This is a genomic window from Pseudomonas sp. PP3, assembly GCF_905336995.1.
Taxonomy (GTDB): Bacteria; Pseudomonadota; Gammaproteobacteria; order Pseudomonadales; family Pseudomonadaceae; genus Aquipseudomonas; species Aquipseudomonas reinekei.
Genome location: NZ_HG995459.1, coordinates 5,389,414 through 5,408,009 on the forward strand (window position 1 = coordinate 5,389,414; position 18,596 = coordinate 5,408,009).

Here is an 18,596-nt window from a genome sequence, read left to right on the forward strand (position 1 = left end):
CTGTCACAAATCCATCATCCCGCCGTCACAACGTCGACATGGCCCCAGCAGACACTGGGGTCATGACGACAGCTCTGCATATCACCCTGATCACCGAAACCTTCCCTCCGGAAATCAACGGCGTGGCCAATACCCTTGGCCGCTTGTGTGACGGTTTGCGCGCGCGCGGGCATCAGGTGGAGCTGGTTCGACCACGTCAGGGCTGCGATCAGCAGACTGGCAGCCATGATGAATTGTTGCTCTGCCGAGGCTGGCCGCTGCCCGGTTACCCTGGTTTGCAATGGGGCCAGTCGTCGATGCACAAGTTGCTGCGACGCTGGAAGCGCCATCGCCCGGATGTCTTGTACATCGCCACCGAAGGCCCGTTGGGCCTGTCCGCATTGCGCGCGGCAAGGCGCTTGGGCATTTCGGTGGTCAGCGGCTTTCACACCAATTTCCAGCAGTACTCCAGCCAGTACGGCCTCGGTTTGCTGACCCGCCTGCTGACCCACTACCTGCGCTGGTTCCACAACCGCTCGAACCTCACGCTGGTGCCCAGTGTCAGCCAGCGCCTGGAGCTGGAACGTCGACATTTCGAGCGTCTGGCATTGTTGTCCCGGGGCGTCGACAGTCAGCTGTTCCACCCTGCCAAACGCTTGAACGCGCTGCGCGAGCAATGGGGACTGGGTGAGAACGACATTGCCGTCATCCACGTGGGACGTTTGGCACCGGAGAAAAATCTGGGGCTGCTCAAGCGCTGTTTCGACACCCTGACGAGCACTTATCCACAGCGCCACCTCAAGCTGATTGTGATCGGCGACGGGCCGCAACGTGCGGACCTGGAAAAAGAACTGCCCGAGGCGATCTTTTGTGGCTCACAACGCGGCGAAGCGTTGGCGGCTCACTACGCGTCAGGGGATGTGTTTCTGTTCCCGAGCCTGACGGAAACCTTCGGCAACGTGGTGCTTGAGGCATTGGCTTCCGGGCTCGGCGTGGTGGCTTACGATCAGGCTGCGGCGGCGCAACACATTCGCCATGGCTACAACGGCGTGCTCGCGATGCCCGGGGATGAAGAGGCATTTTGCGATGCGGCGGTGTGGATGCTTGAAGAAAATGAAACCTTGCGTTGCGTGCGGCTCAATGCGCGCCAGCATGCCAGCCGGCAGGGATGGGCAGCGATTATCGAACAGTTCGAGGGGCAGTTGCGGGGGGCTTGTGCCGGGGAGATGGTGGTGCCGAATGCACCGACCTTGCCTTGAGTTTTTTGTGTTTATGAGATTGCCATCGCCAGCAAGCCAGCTCCTACAGGTGTCGCGATTTCTCAGAACCTGTAGGAGCCGGCTTGCTGGCGATTGAGTCAGTCCAGACGCTGCTTAAACTTAAACCAGCGTCATCAACGCCTCACGGCTGAACGGCAGGATGTCTTCCTCGCGACCGTCACGCACTTTCTGCGCCCAGTCCGGGTCTACCAGCAACGCACGACCGACCGCCACCAGATCGAACTCATCGTTGTTCAAACGCTCCAGCAGTTTTTCCAGACTGGCCGGTTGCGCGACCTTGTCGGTGTTGACCATGAACTGCAAGAACTCGCCATCCAGACCAACGCTGCCCACGGTGATGGTCGGCTTGCCAGTCAATTTGCGCGTCCAGCCTGCCAGGTTCAGTTCGGAACCGTCGAACTCCGGCTCCCAGAAACGGCGGGTCGAGCAGTGGAAAATATCCACGCCCGCGTCAGACAGAGGCTTGAGGAATTCGCCCAAGGCTTCCGGAGTTTGCACCAGGCGTGCGGTGTAGTCCTGCTGCTTCCACTGCGAGAAGCGGAAGATGATCGGGAAGCCTTCACCGACGGCGGCACGCACCGCCTGAATCAGCTCGATGGCGAAACGCGAACGGTTGGCCAGGCTGCCGCCGTATTCGTCGGTACGCTGGTTGCTGCCTTCCCAGAAGAACTGGTCGACCAGATAACCGTGGGCGCCGTGGATTTCCACGCCGTCCATGCCGATGCTCTGGGCATCCTTTGCAGCCTGGGCAAATGCGGCAATCACGTCCTGAATGTCTTGTTTGGTCATGCCGTGAACCACGACCTGGCCGTCCTTGATTTTTTCCGACGGACCGTAGCCCGGTACGCTGGCGTCCGGCTCGGTGCCGATACGACGCACGCTGCCCACGTGCCACAGCTGCGGAACGATCTTGCCGCCTTCGGCATGTACGGCGTCGACCACTTTCTTCCAGCCGGCCAACGCCGCCTCACCGTAGAAATGCGGTACGTTCGGGTAGCCGTTGGAAGCCTGGTGACCGACGGTAGTGCCTTCGGTGATGATCAGGCCAACGCCCGCGGCGGCGCGACGACGGTAGTACTCGATCACTTTGGAATTAGGCACGCCACCCGGCGAAAACGAGCGCGTCATCGGCGCCATGACGACGCGGGTCGGCAGTTCGAGGGTGCCGAGGTGGAACGGTTTGAACAGGGCTTTTACGGGCATGGGACGCTCCACGGAGAAGTAACTTTATGACGGCGATAATATGGAGAGTCCGACGCTTTGAACAGTATTATTGATTTCGGTGATTAAGGATCCAAAGGGAGATCTGTAGGAGCCGGTTTGCTGGCGATCCAGGCGCCACGGTGTATCAGGGACCACCGTGATCGCTGGCAAGCCAGCTCCTACAAAAGGGAGTGTCAGCTCAGGGCTTTCTCGATCGCCTGAATCACCGTCGGATCATCCGGCGCGGTACGCGGAGAGAATCGCGCCAGTACGCGCCCGTCTTTGCCCAACAGAAACTTTTCGAAGTTCCAGGTGATGTCTCCCGGAAACTCCGCACCCTCGCCCGCCAGCAGTTTGTACAGCTGATGGCGCTCATGACCGTTGACTTCCAGCTTGCTGGACAACGGAAAGGTCACGCCATAGTTGAGGCTGCAAAACTCCTGGATCTCTTGCTCGGTACCCGGCTCCTGCCCGGCAAACTGGTTGCATGGCAAACCCAGCACGCTGAAGCCTTTGGCCTTGTATTGCTGGTAGAGGTTTTCCAGCGCGGCGTACTGAGGGGTGAGGCCACATTTGGAGGCAACGTTGACCACCAGCACGACATGCCCCTTGAACGGTGCCAGAGGTAGCGCCTGACCATCCAGGGCTGTCAAATTAAGGTCGTGAAAAGCACTCATGACGTACTCCAGATTCCAGTGTTCTTCTCGAAACAGCCGCTTTGCGGTGTCACACGGGACAGCCGCAGACTAAAAAGGCGCCCACAGGGCGCCTCTCCAGTTATCTGAGCTTAGCGCAGAAATCAGTGGTGATGGCCACCTTCGCCATGGACGTGACCATGAGCGATTTCTTCCTGGCTGGCATCACGGATGGCGATGATCTTGACTTGGAAATTCAGGCGCTGACCGGCCAACGGGTGGTTGCCGTCGACAGTCACGTCGTCGCCGTCCAGATCGCGGATGGTCACGATCTGCATCTGGCCGTCCGGAGCGGAAGCGTGGAACTGCATGCCCACTTCCAGCTCATCAACGCCTTCGAACATGCTGCGGCTCAGGGTGCTGACCAGTTCTGCAGCGTATTCGCCGTAGGCATCTTCTGGTTCAACAGCTACGGTCAGCTCTTCGCCGACTGCTTTGCCTTCCAGCGCCTTTTCCAGGCCCGGGATAATGTTGCCTGCGCCTTGCAGGTAGACCAGCGGCGCGCCGCCGGCGGAGCTGTCGATGACCTCACCAGCGTCGTTGGTCAGGGTATAGTCGATGGAGACAGCCTTATTGGCGGCGATCAGCATGGGGCGAGACCTTTTGCATAAGAATATTGAAAGACCCAGTTTAGCGAAGCAATCGCCCGAAAGCGAACACAACCCGGACAGACGGGATTCGACGATCACCGGGTTTCACCAGGATGAGGACGGTCACTGGGTGGTCGAGCTTTCCTGCGGCCACACCCAGCACCTGCGCCACCAGCCGCCGTGGCAATCACGGGCCTGGGTCATGGACCCGCTGCAACGCCTTGAAAAAATAGGCCAGTGCTTTGCTTGCGGTTGGTGCGCACAAGGCTCGGTTAGCGATAACCTTGGTGACTGAATATCGGTAGACGGCCAGTCATAGGCCCTCACCATTGCCATGCTCCTTCAGAGAATCCGCATGCAAACTTTTTTTATCGCGCCCACCGATTTTGGTGTGGGTCTGACCTCCATCAGCCTCGGGCTGGTGCGCACCCTTGAGCGCGCCGGCCTCAAGGTCGGCTTCTTCAAACCGATCGCCCAGCCGCATCCGGGAGACACGGGACCCGAGCGTTCCACCGAGCTGGTGGCCCGCACGCACGGTTTGAAGCCGCCGCAACCTTTGGGCCTGGCCCACGTCGAGCGCATGCTCGGCGACGGTCAGCTCGATGAGCTGCTCGAAGAAATCATCACCCTTTACCAGCAGGCCGCCATCGGCAAAGACGTGCTGATCGTCGAAGGCATGGTCCCGACCCGCAGCGCCAGTTACGCCGCGCGGGTCAATCTGCATTTGGCCAAGAGCCTGGACGCCGAGGTGATCCTGGTCTCGGCCCCAGAAAACGAAGTGCTGACCGAACTCTCCGGTCGCGTGGAATTGCAGGCGCAATTGTTCGGTGGCCCGAAGGACCCGAAAGTCCTTGGGGTGATCCTCAACAAGGTCAAAACTGACGAGAGCATAGAGGCATTCTCCACGCGTCTGAAAGAGCATTCGCCGTTGTTGCGTAGCGGTGATTTCCGCCTGCTGGGTTGCATCCCGTTTCAACCGGAACTGAACGCGCCGCGCACCCGTGACGTGGCCGATCTGATGGGCGCCCAGGTGCTCAACGCCGGTGACTACGAAACCCGGCGCATGACCAAAATCATCATCTGCGCCCGCACCATGCGCAACACCGTGGAGCTGCTCAAGCCCGGCGTGCTGGTGGTGACCCCGGGTGATCGCGACGACATCATCCTCGCCGTCAGCCTCGCGGCCATGAACGGCGTGCCATTGGCCGGCCTGCTGCTGACCAGCGACACCCTGCCCGACCCGCGCATCATGGATTTGTGCCGGGGCGCGTTGCAGGCGGGCTTGCCGGTGTTGTCGGTGAGTACCGGTTCCTACGACACCGCCAACCAGTTGAACGGGCTGAACAAGGAAATCCCGATCGACGACCGCGAGCGCGCCGAAATCATCACCGATTTCGTTGCCAGCCATCTGGATGCCAAATGGCTGCACCAGCGCTGCGGCACGCCCCGGGAAATGCGCCTGTCGCCGGCGGTGTTCCGTTATCAGCTGATCCAGCGTGCGCAGAGCGCTAACAAGCGCATCGTGTTGCCCGAAGGCAGCGAGCCGTTGACCGTGCAAGCGGCCGCGATCTGCCAGGCCCGAGGCATCGCCCGTTGCGTGTTGCTGGCCAAGCCCGAAGACGTGCAGGCCGTTGCCCGCGCCCAGGGAATCGAGCTGCCACCGGGGCTGGAAATTCTTGATCCGGACCTGATCCGCGAGCGCTACGTCGAACCGATGGTTTCGCTGCGCAAGAGCAAAAGCCTCAACGCGCCAATGGCCGAGCAGCAACTGGAAGACACGGTGGTGATCGGCACCATGATGCTGGCACTGGATGAAGTCGATGGCCTGGTCTCGGGTGTCATTCACTCCACCGCCAACACCATCCGCCCGGCCCTGCAATTGATCAAGACCGCACCGGGCTGCACCCTGGTGTCGTCGGTGTTCTTCATGCTGTTTCCGGAGGAAGTGCTGGTCTACGGTGACTGCGTGATGAACCCGCACCCAAGCGCCAGCGAACTGGCCGAGATCGCCTTGCAAAGTGCGGATTCGGCTGCGGCGTTCGGCATCACGCCACGCGTGGCGATGATCAGTTATTCCAGTGGTGAATCGGCCAGCGGCGAAGAGGTCGAGAAAGTCCGCGAAGCCACCCTGCTCGCCCATGAACAGCAAAACTCGCTGCTGATCGACGGCCCGTTGCAATACGACGCCGCCGCCAACGAAACCGTGGCCCGGCAACTGGCGCCGAACAGCCAGGTGGCCGGTCGCGCCACGGTGTTCGTGTTCCCCGACCTGAACACCGGCAACACCACCCACAAAGCCGTGCAGCGCAGTGCCGACTGCGTGAGTCTCGGGCCGATGCTGCAAGGCCTGCGCAAACCGGTGAACGATTTGCCGCGCGGCGCGCAAGTCGATGACATCGTCTACACCATCGCGTTGACCGCGATCCAGGCAGCCAACCGACCTATGGATGTTTAAATGCTGGATTTCCTACCTGCTGCGCTGCGGGGCGTGATCGCCTCGCTGCTGTTGGCACTGAACACGATTTTGCTCTGCTCGTTTCTGTTCTGTGTGGCGCTTGTCAAAGCCTTGCCGTTTGCCCTCACTCAACGTCTTGCCGGCTGGTTGATGAGCCACACCCACGAAGCCTGGATCAGCCTCAACAAAGGCTGGATGAATCTGGTCAGGCGCACCCGCTGGCACATCAGCGGCCTGCAAGGCCTCGACTACCAACACTCGTACCTGATCACCAGCAATCACCAGAGCTGGGTCGACATTCTGGTGCTGCAATACGTGCTCAACCGGCGCATCCAGCCGCTGAAGTTTTTCCTCAAACAGGAACTGATCTGGGTGCCGGTGATTGGTCTGGCGTGGTGGGCACTGGGCTTTCCATTCATGAAACGCTATTCCAAGGCTTATCTGGAAAAGCACCCGGAAAAGAAAGGCAAAGACCTGGAAACCACCCGCAAGACCTGCGCGAAGTTTCGCAACAATCCGGTGGGGATTTTCAATTTCGTCGAGGGCACGCGCTTTACCGAAGGCAAGCATGCCCAACAGCAATCGCCGTTCAAGTACCTGCTCAAACCCAAGGCCGGTGGCATCGCGTTCGTGCTGGATGCCATGGGTGAGCAGCTGGAATCCATCGTCAACGTGACCATTCACTACCCGGCCGGGCGTCCGGGTTTTTGGGACTTGCTGTGCGGGAACGTTGCGGATGTGGTGGTGCATTTTGAGGAACTGAAGATACCGCCGCAGTTCATTGGCAAGAATTACGATCAGGATGGTGAGTACCGACTGCAGTTCCAGGGCTGGATCAATCAGTTGTGGGAAGACAAGGATGCGTTGTTGGGGCAGATGCACCGCGAGTATCCCGCAAAGTTTTGAGGTGTCTGTACCGGCCTCATCGCTGGCAAGCCAGCTCCCACAGTGATAGTCGGCGTTGACACAATCCTGTAGGAGCTGGCTTGCTGGCGATTGCCATATCAAAGACACAAAAAAACCCGCCGATGATCACTCATCGGCGGGTTTTTTATTTCAGGCTAAGGCTTAGATCGCGCCACGCTTGCGCAGCAGATCCAGCACTTGCTTGACGCCTTCTTCCAGCGACACAGCCTGGGTGTCGATCACCAGATCGGCATCCAGCGGCACGTCGTACGGGAAGGATTCGCCCGGGATGTTATCCCCGGCCGCCGCGTACAGGCCTTGCGGATCACGCTCGGCGCAGACAGTCGGCGAGGCCTGGACGTAGACCGTCAGCAGACGCTCCTTGCCGATCAGGTCCTTGGCCTGCTCACGACCTTCAGCACTCGGCGCAACGAACGCCGCCAGCGTCAGCAGACCCGCTTCGTTGAACTGACGCGCCACGTGCGCGGCACGACGCCAGTTCTCGGTGCGTCCGGCGCGATCCTGTGGCAGACCTTTGTTCAGGTCATGACGCAGGTTCTGGCCATCCAATACAAACACTGCACGACCCAGGTCGAACAACTTGCGTTCAACGGCGTAGGCCAGCGTGCTTTTGCCCGCGCCCGACAAGCCACTGAACAATACGGTGGCCGGTTGCTGGCCGAAGCGCTGGGCGCGTTCTTCGGTGGCAACGTGGGCCAGTTTGCCGTGGTGGGTGCTGGTGCCATGGGCCAAAGGCTGGGCCACAATCATGCCCGCGCCAACGGTGCCGTTGGTCAAGCGGTCAATGATGATGAACGCGCCGGTGGTGCGGTTGCTTTCGTAACCGTCGAGGGCAATCGGCGCGTCGAGCGCGATCTTGACCTTGCCGATTTCGTTCAGCTGCAACGCGCTGGCCGGGCCTTCTTCAAGCGTGTTCACGTCGACCTTGTTGACGATGCTGGCGATGGAGCCCGGCACGTAACTGGTGGCGCGTTTGATGTCGTACTTCTTGCCCGGCAGCATCGGCTCTTCAGCCATCCATACCAGCATCGCTTCGAAGCTGTCGGTGACCGGCGGCACGTTGTCGGCATGCACCAACAGGTCGCCACGGGAGATATCGATCTCGTCTTCCATGGTCAGCGTCACCGCTTGACCTGGACCGGCGTGCTCCAGCTCACCTTCGAAGGTGACGATGGATTTCACGCGGCTGCTCTTGCCCGACGGCAGCACCACAACCTCGTCGCCTTTCTTGACGATGCCGCTGGCCAAAGTGCCTGCGAAACCACGGAAGTTCAGGTTCGGACGGTTGACGTATTGCACCGGGAAACGCAGATCGGTGAAGTTGCGATCGCCCGCCACTTCCACGGTCTCGAGAATTTCCATCAGCGACTGGCCGGTGTACCACGGCGAACGCTCGGACTTGTTCACCACGTTGTCGCCTTTGAGGGCAGACATCGGCACGAAGTGCATGCTCGTCGGCTTCATCTTCAAGCCTTCGGCGAACTTCAGGTAGTCGGCCTTGATCGACTCGAACACGCCTTGGTCGAAGTCTTTGAGGTCCATCTTGTTGATGGCCACGACGATGTGCTTGATGCCCAGCAACGAGGCGATGAAGCTGTGGCGACGGGTCTGGGTCTGCACGCCGTAACGGGCGTCGACCAGGATGATCGCCAGGTCACAGGTGGACGCACCGGTGGCCATGTTGCGGGTGTACTGCTCATGACCGGGCGTGTCGGCGATGATGAACTTGCGCTTGGCGGTGGAGAAATAGCGGTAAGCGACATCGATGGTGATGCCTTGCTCACGCTCGGCCTGCAGGCCGTCGACCAGCAATGCCAGGTCGATGTCTTCGCCGGTGGTGCCGACTTTTTTCGAATCGCGGGTAATGGCTTCCAGGTGATCTTCGTAGATCATCTTGGAGTCGTGCAGCAGGCGCCCGATCAGGGTGCTCTTGCCGTCATCGACGTTACCGCAGGTCAAAAAGCGCAGCAGTTCTTTACGTTCGTGCTGGCCCAGATAGGCGAGGATGTCCTCGCTGATCAAATCAGATGCGTGCGACATGACAACCCCTTAGAAATAACCCTGACGTTTTTTGTCTTCCATCGAGCCGGCGCCATCGTGGTCGATGACACGGCCCTGGCGCTCGGAAGTTCGCGTCAGGAGCATTTCCTGAATGATGTCCGTGAGGCTTTCGGCCTCGGACTCCACCGCGCCCGTCAACGGGTAGCAGCCAAGGGTACGGAAACGCACTTTCTTTTTGACGATGCGCGCTTTGTCTTCATCGCTCAGGTGTTCGAGGATGCGCTCATCGTCGATCATGATCAGCGTGCCGTTCTTCTCGATGACTTCACGCTCGGCGGCGAAGTACAGCGGGACGATCGGGATGCCTTCAAGGTAGATGTACTGCCAGATGTCCAGCTCGGTCCAGTTCGACAACGGGAACACACGAATGGATTCGCCCTTGTTGACCTTGCCGTTGTAGACGTTCCACAGCTCCGGGCGCTGGTTTTTCGGGTCCCAGCGGTGCTTGCTGTCGCGGAACGAGTACACACGCTCTTTGGCGCGGGATTTCTCTTCATCGCGACGGGCACCGCCGAAGGCAGCGTCGAAACCATATTTGTCGAGTGCCTGTTTCAGGCCTTCGGTCTTCATGATGTCGGTGTGCTTGGCGCTGCCGTGGGTGAACGGATTGATGTTCTGCGCCACGCCATCGGGGTTGATGTGGGTGATCAGGTCCAGGCCCAGTTCTGCGACCATCTTGTCGCGGAAGGCGTACATCTCCTGGAATTTCCAGCGGGTGTCGACGTGCATGACCGGAAACGGCAGCTTGCCGGGGAAAAATGCCTTGCGTGCCAGGTGCAGCATCACGGCGGAGTCTTTACCGATGGAGTACAGCATCACCGGGTTATCGAACTCGGCGGCCACCTCGCGGATGATGTGGATGCTTTCCGCCTCCAGCTGTTTCAGATGCGTCAGTTTGTCGACCATGGCTACTCACGAAATCTTTCTTATGAACGGCCAGCGGGCCGTGTTCGAGCGGGGAATCCTAGCACAGCGACCTCTTCTAATCAGGACGCCAACTAGATCGAAAGGGCATATGAATATGCCCGCCTGTTTGGGTCTCGCCGCTTTTGCAGGAGCCGGCTTGCTGGCTCCTGCAGGGACCCGCGTCAGATCGGATTGGGGCAATCGATGAAAATGTGCTCGAGGGCAAAACGCCGGGCGAGATAGTCACCGAGCGCCTGAACGCCATAGCGTTCGGTAGCGTGGTGACCGGCGGCGATGAAGCTGATGTCATTTTCCCGGGCGCTATGGAACGTCTGCTCCGACGCTTCGCCGCTGATGTACAGATCGACACCCGCCAACACGGCTTGATCGATATAGCCCTGGCCACCACCGGTGCACCAGCCGACCCGGCGAATCATCGCGCTGCCTTCAATCAGCAAAGGCTCGCGGCCCATGACTTCCTGCACACGGCGAGCGAAGTCGCGCGGGGTCACCGGTTCGTTCAATGAACCGACCAGCCCGACAATCTTCAGGTTGTCCGGGTCCAGCGGACCTTCGACGGTGATGTCGAGCTGACGCGCCAGTTGCACGTTATTGCCGACATCCGGGTGCAGGTCCAGCGGCAGGTGATACGACAGCAGGCTGATGTCGTGCTTGAGCAAGGTCTTCAAGCGGCGCTGCTTCATGCCGGTGATGCACGGGTTTTCACCCTTCCAGAAGTAACCGTGGTGCACCAGCACCAGATCGGCGTTGGCTTCCACGGCGGCATCGAGCAAAGCCTGACTGGCGGTGACGCCACTGACGATGCGCATCACTTGCGGCCGCCCTTCGACCTGCAAGCCGTTGGGGCAGTAATCGGCAATTTTCGAACTGCCGAGGTAACGGTCGGCTTCTTCGACCAGGGTGCTCAGGGCGACGGCCATAAAAGACTCCTAAATATCCCGTTCAGAGGCACGCGCGGCCTCGTATAATGCGCGTCATTATGAGCGGTCTCATTCCGCCTGCAACTCTCTCAGGACGTGCTTAATGCTCAAGGCGCTGCGTTTTTCCGGCTGGCCGCTGTTGGCCGGCGTGCTTGTCGCACTATTAATCATCCAGCGTTACCCGCAGTGGGTCGGGCTTCCGAGCCTCGACGTCAACCTGCAGCAGGCGCCGCAAACCACCACCATGCAGCAAGGCCCGGTGTCCTATTCTGAAGCGGTGACCACCGCAGCGCCGTCCGTGGTGAACCTGTACACCACCAAAGTCATCAACAAACCCAGCCATCCGCTGTTTGAAGATCCGCAATTTCGCCGCTTCTTCGGCGACAACTCGCCCAAGCAGAAACGCATGGAGTCGAGCCTCGGTTCCGGTGTGATCATGAGCCCGGAAGGTTACATCCTGACCAACAACCACGTGACCAGCGGTGCTGACCAAATCGTGGTAGCGCTCAAGGACGGGCGTGAAACCCTCGCCCGCGTCATCGGCAGCGACCCGGAAACCGACCTCGCGGTGCTGAAGATCGATTTGAAAAACCTGCCTTCGATCACCGTCGGCCGTTCCGACAACATCCGCATCGGCGACGTCGCGCTAGCCATCGGCAACCCGTTCGGCGTCGGCCAGACCGTGACCATGGGCATCATCAGCGCCACCGGGCGCAATCAGTTGGGCCTGAACAACTACGAAGACTTCATCCAGACCGATGCCGCGATCAACCCCGGCAACTCCGGCGGTGCGCTGGTGGACGCCAACGGCAACCTGACGGGCATCAACACCGCAATCTTCTCCAAATCCGGCGGCTCCCAGGGCATCGGGTTTGCGATCCCGGTGAAACTGGCAATGGAAGTGATGAAGTCGATCATCGAGCACGGCCAGGTGATTCGTGGCTGGCTGGGGATCGAAGTACAGCCATTGACCCAGGAGCTGGCGGAATCGTTCGGTCTGTCCGGGCGTCCGGGCATTGTCGTGGCCGGGATTTTCCGTGACGGTCCGGCGCAGAAGGCCGGATTGCAATTGGGCGACGTGATTCTTGCCATCGATGGCGAGCCGGCAGGCGATGGCCGCCGTTCGATGAACCAGGTTGCGCGGATCAAACCGACTGACAAGGTCACGATTCAGGTCATGCGTAACGGCAAGGAGATCAAGCTCACGGCGGAAATCGGTTTGCGTCCACCGCCGGCCCCGGTCAAGGAAAAAGAAGAGAACTAGCTGCAGGAGCTGCCGCCGGCTGCAATCTTTTGCGGCATAGGCAGCCCCACAACGTCAAAGTCGTTAACAGAAGACATTCTCATTAGGCATGTTATATTGTTTCAATTCTAGCAATTGGAACAACATAACATGTCGTCTCGAATAAAGGCCTCCGTGGCAAGTCTTGCCCTCGGGTTGTTGGGAGAACCGGCTATCGCCGAAGAGTCCCAAGCGTTGGAACTGGACGCCATCAGCGTCACTTCCGACTACGAGTCCCCCACCGGACCTGTCGCTGGCTACCGCGCCACCCGCTCCGCCAGTGCGACCAAAACCGACACCGCCATCCGCGACATCCCGCAGTCGATCAGCGTGGTCCCCGTCAGCGTGCTCAACGATCTGGGCAGCACCAGCGTTGAACGCGCGCTGGACTTTGCCGGCGGCGTTTCGAAGCAAAACAACTTCGGAGGCCTGACGATGTACGAATACAGCGTGCGTGGCTTCACCACTTCGGAATTCTACAAGGACGGCTTCAGCGCCAACCGTGGCTATCCGAGCACCCCGGACGTGTCGAACATCGAGCGCATCGAAGTCCTCAAAGGCCCCGCCGCCAGCCTGTACGGCCGAGGGGATCCGGGGGGCACGGTGAATATCGTCACCAAGAAACCTCAGCCGGAAGCCTTCGCTACCCTGAACACCAGCGCGGGCAGTTGGGATCGTTATCGCACCGCGCTGGACGTCAATACGCCGCTGGATGACCAAGGCAACGTGCTGTCGCGGGTCAACCTGGCCGTCGAGGACAACCACAGCTTCCGCGATCACGTCGACAGCCAACGTGTGTTTGTCGCGCCCTCCTTCAGCTGGCAACTCAATCCGGACACCAGCCTGTTGGTGGAAAGCGAATTCGTCCGCCACAGCTCTACCTTCGATCGCGGCATTGTCGCCCCCAACAACACCTGGAGCGGCGTATCCCGTTCGACCTTCCTCGGCGAACCCGACGATGGCGACATCGACAACCACAACAACATGCTGCAGGCCGCCCTTGAACATCAACTCAGCGACAACTGGAAGTTGCGCCTGGCCAGCCATTACAAGGAAGGCAAACTCTGGGGCTTCGCGTCAGAGTCGCGCCCGCTGAATGCCGACGGCCATACCGTCAACCGCCGCTATCGCGAGCGTGACAACAATTGGCACGACAGCATTACCCAACTCGAACTGCGCGGCTTTTTCGACACCGGCAGCTTGCAGCACGAACTGTTGATCGGCAGCGAATACGAGAACTACCGCAAGAACGAACGGGTAACGACCATTGCCGGCAGCCCCTACGCCATCGACATCTACCAACCGGTCTACGGCCAGCCAAAACCCAACGGCGCACGCTCTGGCACCGACTTCTTCGAACACGTCGAAAGCCATGCACTGAACCTGCAGGACCAGATCATCCTCACCGACAGGCTGCGGGGCATGCTCGGTGTGCGCTTCGAACATTTCGAGCAAAGCATTGACGATCACACCCGTGGCGCCACCAGCACTCAGAGCCACGACGCGCTGACCCAACGGGCCGGGTTGCTTTATCAACTGACACCTGAAGTCGGCCTGTTCGCCAACGCCTCGACCTCGTTCAAGCCGAACAATGGCCTGGACGCGGCTGGTAAATCCTTCGACCCGGAAGAAGGCATCGGCTACGAAATAGGGATCAAGAGCGAGCTGTTCGACAACCGTCTGAGCAGTACCCTCGCCGCATTCCATATCGAGAAAGAAAACGTCCTCGCCCTCGACCCGGGCACTGACACCAGCCGTGCCATGGGCAAGGCACGCAGCCAGGGCTTCGATCTGCAAGTCACCGGGCAAGTCACCGACGCGGTTCGCGTGATCGGCGCCTTCGCCTATATCGACGCCAAAGTGACAGAAGGCGACAAGGTCATTCCTGCCGGCAGCCGCATTCTCGGCGTGGCCAAACGCAGTGGCAGCCTGTTGGGTGTGTATGAGTTCCAGGACGGTCGACTGCGTGGTTCGGACCTTGGCGCCGCGTTCACTTATGTCGGCGATCGTTCGGGCGAAGCCGGCAGCGACTTTGAATTACCGGCCTATCACACCGTCGACCTGCTGGCCCATTACAAGGCCAGCGAGAACATCACGGTGGGCCTGAACCTGAACAACATTTTCGACGAGAAATACTTCGAGCGCTCCTACAGCAACTACTGGGTCAACCCCGGCGAGCCGCGCAATTTCACTGTCAGCCTGACACTCACTCTGTAAAAGGACACCCCCATGCACCCACTCAAACCCCTGGCACTGCTCGGCTTGCTGTTTGCCACCGAGGTCTCGGCCCACGGCCTGTGGACCGAACAACGTCGCGGCAACATCGAAGTCATTTACGGGCACGGCGCCGAAGACAATGCCTTCAAGGCGCAAAAAATCAGCGGCGCCTGGGCCTATGACGCCAACGGCAAAATGATCCCGGTCACAGTGCAGCGCCTGCCCGACCACGCGCGCCTGCAACCACTCAAACCACCCGCCGTGATGGTGGTGGCGCTGGACAATGGCATGTGGTCGCAGACTGCCGACAAGAAGTGGATCAACGAAGGGCGCAGCAAAGTGCCAGGAGCGATCGAGGCGACCCAGACGTTCAAGTACAGCCTGGCGATTTATCAGCCGGGGGCAAAGTTGCCCAAGCTGGACCAGATAAAGTTGCTGATTCTGCCGGAGGTCGATCCGCTGACCGTAGGGCCGGGCGAGTCGCTACCCGTCCAGGTGTTGCTCGATGGCAAACCGGCGGCGGGCGTGAAGCTGGTGGGTGACTATCGGAATGCACCGAATACCCTGAGCACCGAAACCGATGCCAATGGCCGCGCAAAAGTGCTGGTGCGCAACGAAGGTTTGAATGTGATTTCGGCGCAGGTGGAAGTGCCGGTGAAGGACAGCGTTGACGTGAACAGTCGCGGGTTGTTCAGCTCGCTGACATTCCTCGGCGAGCCGCATCACGAGTAAGCCAAACCTCTAACAATGTGGGAGCGAGCCTGCTCGCGATGAGATCTAACATTCATTATTGATGTTGAATGTTAGATCCCATCGCCGGCAAGCCGGCTCCTACAGGGTCAGCGGTGGTTCAGAGATCGCCGAGGCCGTCGATCAGTGCCTGATTCTGCTCTGGCGTGCCGATGCTGATCCGCAAGAACTGCGCAATTCGCTCCTGCTTGAAGTGCCGCACGATCACGCCTTGTTCACGCAACTTCGCCGCCAGCCCTGCCGCATCGTGCCGAGGGTGACGGGCAAAAATGAAGTTAGCCGCCGATGGCAGTACTTCAAAGCCCTTCTCCTCCAACTGCGCGACAACCTTCTCACGATTGTCGATCACCAAACGGCAAGTCTTGTCGAAATACTCACGGTCCTCGAATGCCGCCGCCGCACCGACATTCGCCATGCGATCCAGCGGATAGGAGTTGAAACTGTTCTTGATCCGCTCCAGCGCCTCGATCAGGTCCGGATGGCCGACCGCCAGACCAACCCGCAGCCCCGCCAGGGAGCGGGACTTGGACAAGGTCTGGGTCACCAGCAGGTTGGGATAACGGTCCACCAGCGCAATCGCGGTTTCGCCGCCGAAGTCGATGTACGCCTCGTCGACCACCACCACCGAATCCGGGCTCGCCTTGAGAATCTGCTCGACCGCTTCCAGTGCCAGCAGGCAACCGGTCGGCGCGTTCGGGTTAGGGAAGATGATCCCGCCGTTCGGCTTGGCGTAGTCCGCCGGGTTGATCTGGAACTGCTCGTCCAGCGGCACCGCGTCGAACTTGATGCCGTACAACCCGCAGTAGACCGGGTAGAAGCTGTAGCTGATGTCCGGGAACAGCAGCGGCTGATCGTGCTGCAGCAAACCGTGGAAGATGTGCGCCAGCACTTCATCGGAACCGTTGCCGAGGAACACCTGGTTGCTCGGCACGCCGTAGTACTTGGCGACGGCGTTCTTCAACAGATCGCTGTTCGGGTCCGGGTACAGGCGCAGGTTGTCGTTCAGCTCGGCCTGCATCGCCGCCAGGGCTTTTGGCGATGGACCGTACGGGTTTTCGTTGGTGTTGAGCTTCACCAGTTTCGCCAGTTTTGGCTGTTCGCCCGGCACGTAAGGCACCAGATTCTTGACGAACGGGCTCCAGAATTTACTCATGTTCAGTTCCCCTGTTGTTCGTCAACGATGCGGTATTCAGCACTGCGGGCGTGGGCCGTCAGCGACTCGCCGCGAGCCAGCACGGAAGCGGTTTTGCCCAGCTCGGAAGCACCCTGCTCAGAACAGAAGATGATCGACGAGCGTTTCTGGAAATCATACACACCGAGCGGCGACGAGAAGCGCGCAGTACCGGAAGTCGGCAATACGTGGTTCGGGCCGGCGCAGTAATCGCCCAGCGCTTCGGACGTGTGGCGCCCCATGAAAATCGCACCGGCGTGACGGATCTGCGGCAACCAGGCTTGCGGGTCGGCGACCGACAATTCCAGGTGCTCCGGCGCGATGCGGTTGGCCACTTCGATGGCTTGTTCCATGTCGCGCACCTTGATCAGCGCACCACGGCCATTGATCGAGGTTTCGATGATCGCGGCGCGCTCCATGGTTGGCATCAGCTTGGTGATGCTGGCAGCGACCTTGTCGAGGAACTCGGCGTCCGGGCTGACCAGAATCGCTTGGGCGTCTTCGTCGTGCTCGGCCTGGGAGAACAGGTCCATGGCGATCCAGTCCGGATCGGTCTGGCCATCGCACACCACGAGAATTTCCGACGGACCGGCGATCATGTCGATACCGACCTGGCCAAATACGTGACGCTTTGCGGTAGCGACATAAATGTTGCCCGGGCCGACCACTTTATCGACCTTCGGCACGCTTTCGGTGCCGTAGGCCAACGCCGCCACGGCCTGAGCACCGCCGATGGTGAACACACGGTCCACGCCGGCGATGCAGGCAGCGGCCAGCACCAATTCGTTGATTTCACCGCGCGGGGTTGGCACCACCATGACCACTTCGGTGACGCCAGCCACCTTGGCCGGAATGGCGTTCATCAATACCGACGACGGGTAGGACGCCTTGCCGCCCGGTACATACAGGCCGGCGCGATCCAGTGGCGTGACTTTCTGGCCCAGCACCGTGCCGTCGGCCTCGGTGTAGCTCCAGGAATCCTGCTTCTGCTTTTCGTGGTAACTGCGCACACGGGCGGCGGCGATTTCCAGCGCTTCGCGCTGGGCTACGGAGATGCGGGTCAACGCCAGTTCCAGACGCTCACGCGGCAGGATCAGGTCGGCCATCGACTTGACGTCCAAACCATCGAACTGGCGGGTGAAATCCACCAGCGCCGCGTCGCCACGCTCACGCACAGCCTTGATGATGTCCAGCACCCGCTGATTGACCGAGTCGTCAGACACACTTTCCCAGCTCAGCAGATGATCCAGATGATGCGCGAAATCCGGGTCAGCAGCGTTGAGTCGGCGAATTGCAGTCGGTGCGGTCATAGCGAGAGCCTCATAGGAATGGCAAAAAACTCAGGCGCCCGAAGCTAACATTCGATCCGCTTGGGCACCTGAGAATTCTGGCTATGAGGCGGATAGACGGCGCGCCTTACGGTCGCGCAGGTGAATCAGCCGCGGTGTCGAGACTCCACTGCCTTGCGCAGGGTGTCGATCAACGCCTGGATACGGGCGTGCTGCATTTTCATCGAAGCTTTGTTGACGATCAGCCGGGAGCTGATGGCAGCAATGAAATCCTGTGGCTCCAGGCCGTTGGCCCGCAGCGTGTTACCGGTGTCGACAACGTCGATGATCTTGTCGGCCAGGCCGATCAGCGGTGCCAGTTCCATCGAGCCGTAGAGCTTGATGATGTCGACCTGGCGACCCTGTTCGGCGTAGTAACGCTTGGCAACGTTGACGAACTTGGTGGCGATGCGCAGGCGGCCCTTGGGCTCGACCGCGCCGACCTTGCCGGCCGTCATCAGCTTGCATTGGGCGATTTGCAGGTCCAGCGGCTCGTACAAGCCCTGGCCACCGTATTCCATCAGCACGTCTTTACCGGCGACACCGAGGTCGGCGGCACCATGCTCGACATACGTCGGCACGTCGGTGGCACGCACGATCAGCAGGCGTACATCTTCCTGGGTCGTGGGAATGATCAGCTTGCGGCTCTTGTCCGGATTCTCGGTCGGCACGATGCCCGCTTCAGCCAGAAGCGGCAGGGTGTCGTCAAGGATGCGGCCCTTGGACAGTGCGATGGTCAACATGGGAAACGTCAGTCCTTATCAAGGTACTCATGTCAGGTCGCAAACGGCGCCGGACACACATCGAGCCG

The 18,596-nt window shown here is 60.1% G+C and carries 16 protein-coding genes; 7 read left to right on the top strand and 9 right to left on the bottom strand.

The genetic code is table 11. From position 1 onward, the window contains the following. The first annotated feature begins 38 nt into the window (after positions 1 to 38). A complete protein-coding gene (locus KHO07_RS24540; protein ID WP_150731852.1) occupies positions 39 to 1,238 on the top strand; it encodes a glycosyltransferase family 1 protein in 1,200 nt (399 codons plus the stop codon). Between the two features lie 120 nt (positions 1,239 to 1,358). On the opposite strand, the gene KHO07_RS24545 is transcribed toward KHO07_RS24540, so the two are convergent. From KHO07_RS24545 to KHO07_RS24555, 3 genes are all read right to left on the bottom strand, one after another. Then, positions 1,359 to 2,462 (bottom strand): NADH:flavin oxidoreductase, encoded by a 1,104-nt coding sequence (locus KHO07_RS24545; protein ID WP_212625786.1) that lies wholly within the window; start codon positions 2,460 to 2,462, stop codon positions 1,359 to 1,361. A 194-nt stretch (positions 2,463 to 2,656) separates the two neighbouring features. After that, positions 2,657 to 3,139, bottom strand: a complete 483-nt coding sequence (locus KHO07_RS24550; RefSeq protein WP_150731850.1) for a glutathione peroxidase — start codon at positions 3,137 to 3,139, stop codon at positions 2,657 to 2,659. A gap of 122 nt (positions 3,140 to 3,261) precedes the next feature. Continuing rightward, positions 3,262 to 3,747, bottom strand: a complete 486-nt coding sequence (locus KHO07_RS24555) for a peptidylprolyl isomerase (RefSeq protein ID WP_150731849.1) — start codon at positions 3,745 to 3,747, stop codon at positions 3,262 to 3,264. Here KHO07_RS24555 and KHO07_RS24560 point away from each other — a divergent pair. From KHO07_RS24560 to KHO07_RS24570, 3 genes are read left to right on the top strand one after another with little or no spacing between them, the layout of a single operon-like run. Further along, positions 3,716 to 4,042, top strand: coding sequence for a DUF3565 domain-containing protein (locus tag KHO07_RS24560; RefSeq protein WP_150731848.1), 327 nt, complete (start codon positions 3,716 to 3,718; stop codon positions 4,040 to 4,042). The genes KHO07_RS24555 and KHO07_RS24560 overlap by 32 nt on opposite strands. A gap of 60 nt (positions 4,043 to 4,102) precedes the next feature. Next, the gene (pta, locus tag KHO07_RS24565) at positions 4,103 to 6,202 is read left to right on the top strand and encodes a phosphate acetyltransferase (RefSeq protein WP_212625787.1); all 2,100 of its coding nucleotides are present in this window, start codon (positions 4,103 to 4,105) and stop codon (positions 6,200 to 6,202) included. Next, positions 6,203 to 7,108: an acyltransferase gene (locus tag KHO07_RS24570; protein ID WP_212625788.1), complete on the top strand. Its 906-nt coding sequence runs from the start codon at positions 6,203 to 6,205 to the stop codon at positions 7,106 to 7,108. It abuts the gene before it with no gap. Positions 7,109 to 7,270: 162 nt separating this feature from the next. Here KHO07_RS24570 and cysN read toward each other — a convergent pair whose 3' ends face one another. From cysN to KHO07_RS24585, 3 genes are all read right to left on the bottom strand, one after another. Next, the gene (gene cysN, locus KHO07_RS24575) at positions 7,271 to 9,169 is read right to left on the bottom strand and encodes a sulfate adenylyltransferase subunit CysN (protein WP_150731845.1); all 1,899 of its coding nucleotides are present in this window, start codon (positions 9,167 to 9,169) and stop codon (positions 7,271 to 7,273) included. Between the two features lie 9 nt (positions 9,170 to 9,178). After that, the gene (gene cysD, locus KHO07_RS24580; protein ID WP_150731844.1) at positions 9,179 to 10,096 is read right to left on the bottom strand and encodes a sulfate adenylyltransferase subunit CysD; all 918 of its coding nucleotides are present in this window, start codon (positions 10,094 to 10,096) and stop codon (positions 9,179 to 9,181) included. Between the two features lie 182 nt (positions 10,097 to 10,278). Next, complete coding sequence (locus KHO07_RS24585; protein WP_075947604.1) at positions 10,279 to 11,037, bottom strand: Nif3-like dinuclear metal center hexameric protein; 759 nt, start codon at positions 11,035 to 11,037, stop codon at positions 10,279 to 10,281. A gap of 103 nt (positions 11,038 to 11,140) precedes the next feature. Here KHO07_RS24585 and algW point away from each other — a divergent pair, with 103 nt between their 5' ends. From algW to KHO07_RS24600, 3 genes are all read left to right on the top strand, one after another. Then, positions 11,141 to 12,301 (top strand): Do family serine endopeptidase AlgW, encoded by a 1,161-nt coding sequence (algW, locus tag KHO07_RS24590; protein WP_150731842.1) that lies wholly within the window; start codon positions 11,141 to 11,143, stop codon positions 12,299 to 12,301. 129 nt (positions 12,302 to 12,430) lie between these two features. After that, entirely contained in the window at positions 12,431 to 14,536 is a 2,106-nt protein-coding gene (locus tag KHO07_RS24595) for a TonB-dependent siderophore receptor (RefSeq protein WP_212625789.1), read from the top strand. 12 nt (positions 14,537 to 14,548) lie between these two features. After that, on the top strand, positions 14,549 to 15,268 hold the full coding sequence (locus KHO07_RS24600; RefSeq protein ID WP_212625790.1) for a DUF4198 domain-containing protein: 720 nt from the start codon (positions 14,549 to 14,551) through the stop codon (positions 15,266 to 15,268). 118 nt (positions 15,269 to 15,386) lie between these two features. On the opposite strand, the gene hisC is transcribed toward KHO07_RS24600, so the two are convergent. The 3 genes from hisC to hisG form a co-directional block, all read right to left on the bottom strand. Further along, the gene (hisC, locus tag KHO07_RS24605; RefSeq protein ID WP_212625791.1) at positions 15,387 to 16,439 is read right to left on the bottom strand and encodes a histidinol-phosphate transaminase; all 1,053 of its coding nucleotides are present in this window, start codon (positions 16,437 to 16,439) and stop codon (positions 15,387 to 15,389) included. A gap of 2 nt (positions 16,440 to 16,441) precedes the next feature. Then, on the bottom strand, positions 16,442 to 17,767 hold the full coding sequence (hisD, locus tag KHO07_RS24610) for a histidinol dehydrogenase (RefSeq protein WP_150731838.1): 1,326 nt from the start codon (positions 17,765 to 17,767) through the stop codon (positions 16,442 to 16,444). Between the two features lie 125 nt (positions 17,768 to 17,892). After that, on the bottom strand, positions 17,893 to 18,528 hold the full coding sequence (gene hisG, locus KHO07_RS24615) for an ATP phosphoribosyltransferase (RefSeq protein WP_008018703.1): 636 nt from the start codon (positions 18,526 to 18,528) through the stop codon (positions 17,893 to 17,895). Positions 18,529 to 18,596: the final 68 nt, after the last annotated feature.

Coding starts and splice junctions, on each gene's coding strand:
- cysD (WP_150731844.1), bottom strand. CDS start 10,096: ATGGTCGACAAACTGACGCATCTGAAACAGCTGGAGGCGGAAAGCATC.
- KHO07_RS24570 (WP_212625788.1), top strand. CDS start 6,203: ATGCTGGATTTCCTACCTGCTGCGCTGCGGGGCGTGATCGCCTCGCTG.
- hisD (WP_150731838.1), bottom strand. CDS start 17,767: ATGACCGCACCGACTGCAATTCGCCGACTCAACGCTGCTGACCCGGAT.
- hisC (WP_212625791.1), bottom strand. CDS start 16,439: ATGAGTAAATTCTGGAGCCCGTTCGTCAAGAATCTGGTGCCTTACGTG.
- hisG (WP_008018703.1), bottom strand. CDS start 18,528: ATGTTGACCATCGCACTGTCCAAGGGCCGCATCCTTGACGACACCCTG.
- KHO07_RS24555 (WP_150731849.1), bottom strand. CDS start 3,747: ATGCTGATCGCCGCCAATAAGGCTGTCTCCATCGACTATACCCTGACC.
- KHO07_RS24585 (WP_075947604.1), bottom strand. CDS start 11,037: ATGGCCGTCGCCCTGAGCACCCTGGTCGAAGAAGCCGACCGTTACCTC.
- pta (WP_212625787.1), top strand. CDS start 4,103: ATGCAAACTTTTTTTATCGCGCCCACCGATTTTGGTGTGGGTCTGACC.
- KHO07_RS24545 (WP_212625786.1), bottom strand. CDS start 2,462: ATGCCCGTAAAAGCCCTGTTCAAACCGTTCCACCTCGGCACCCTCGAA.
- KHO07_RS24595 (WP_212625789.1), top strand. CDS start 12,431: ATGTCGTCTCGAATAAAGGCCTCCGTGGCAAGTCTTGCCCTCGGGTTG.
- KHO07_RS24540 (WP_150731852.1), top strand. CDS start 39: ATGGCCCCAGCAGACACTGGGGTCATGACGACAGCTCTGCATATCACC.
- algW (WP_150731842.1), top strand. CDS start 11,141: ATGCTCAAGGCGCTGCGTTTTTCCGGCTGGCCGCTGTTGGCCGGCGTG.
- KHO07_RS24600 (WP_212625790.1), top strand. CDS start 14,549: ATGCACCCACTCAAACCCCTGGCACTGCTCGGCTTGCTGTTTGCCACC.
- KHO07_RS24560 (WP_150731848.1), top strand. CDS start 3,716: ATGGAGACAGCCTTATTGGCGGCGATCAGCATGGGGCGAGACCTTTTG.
- KHO07_RS24550 (WP_150731850.1), bottom strand. CDS start 3,139: ATGAGTGCTTTTCACGACCTTAATTTGACAGCCCTGGATGGTCAGGCG.
- cysN (WP_150731845.1), bottom strand. CDS start 9,169: ATGTCGCACGCATCTGATTTGATCAGCGAGGACATCCTCGCCTATCTG.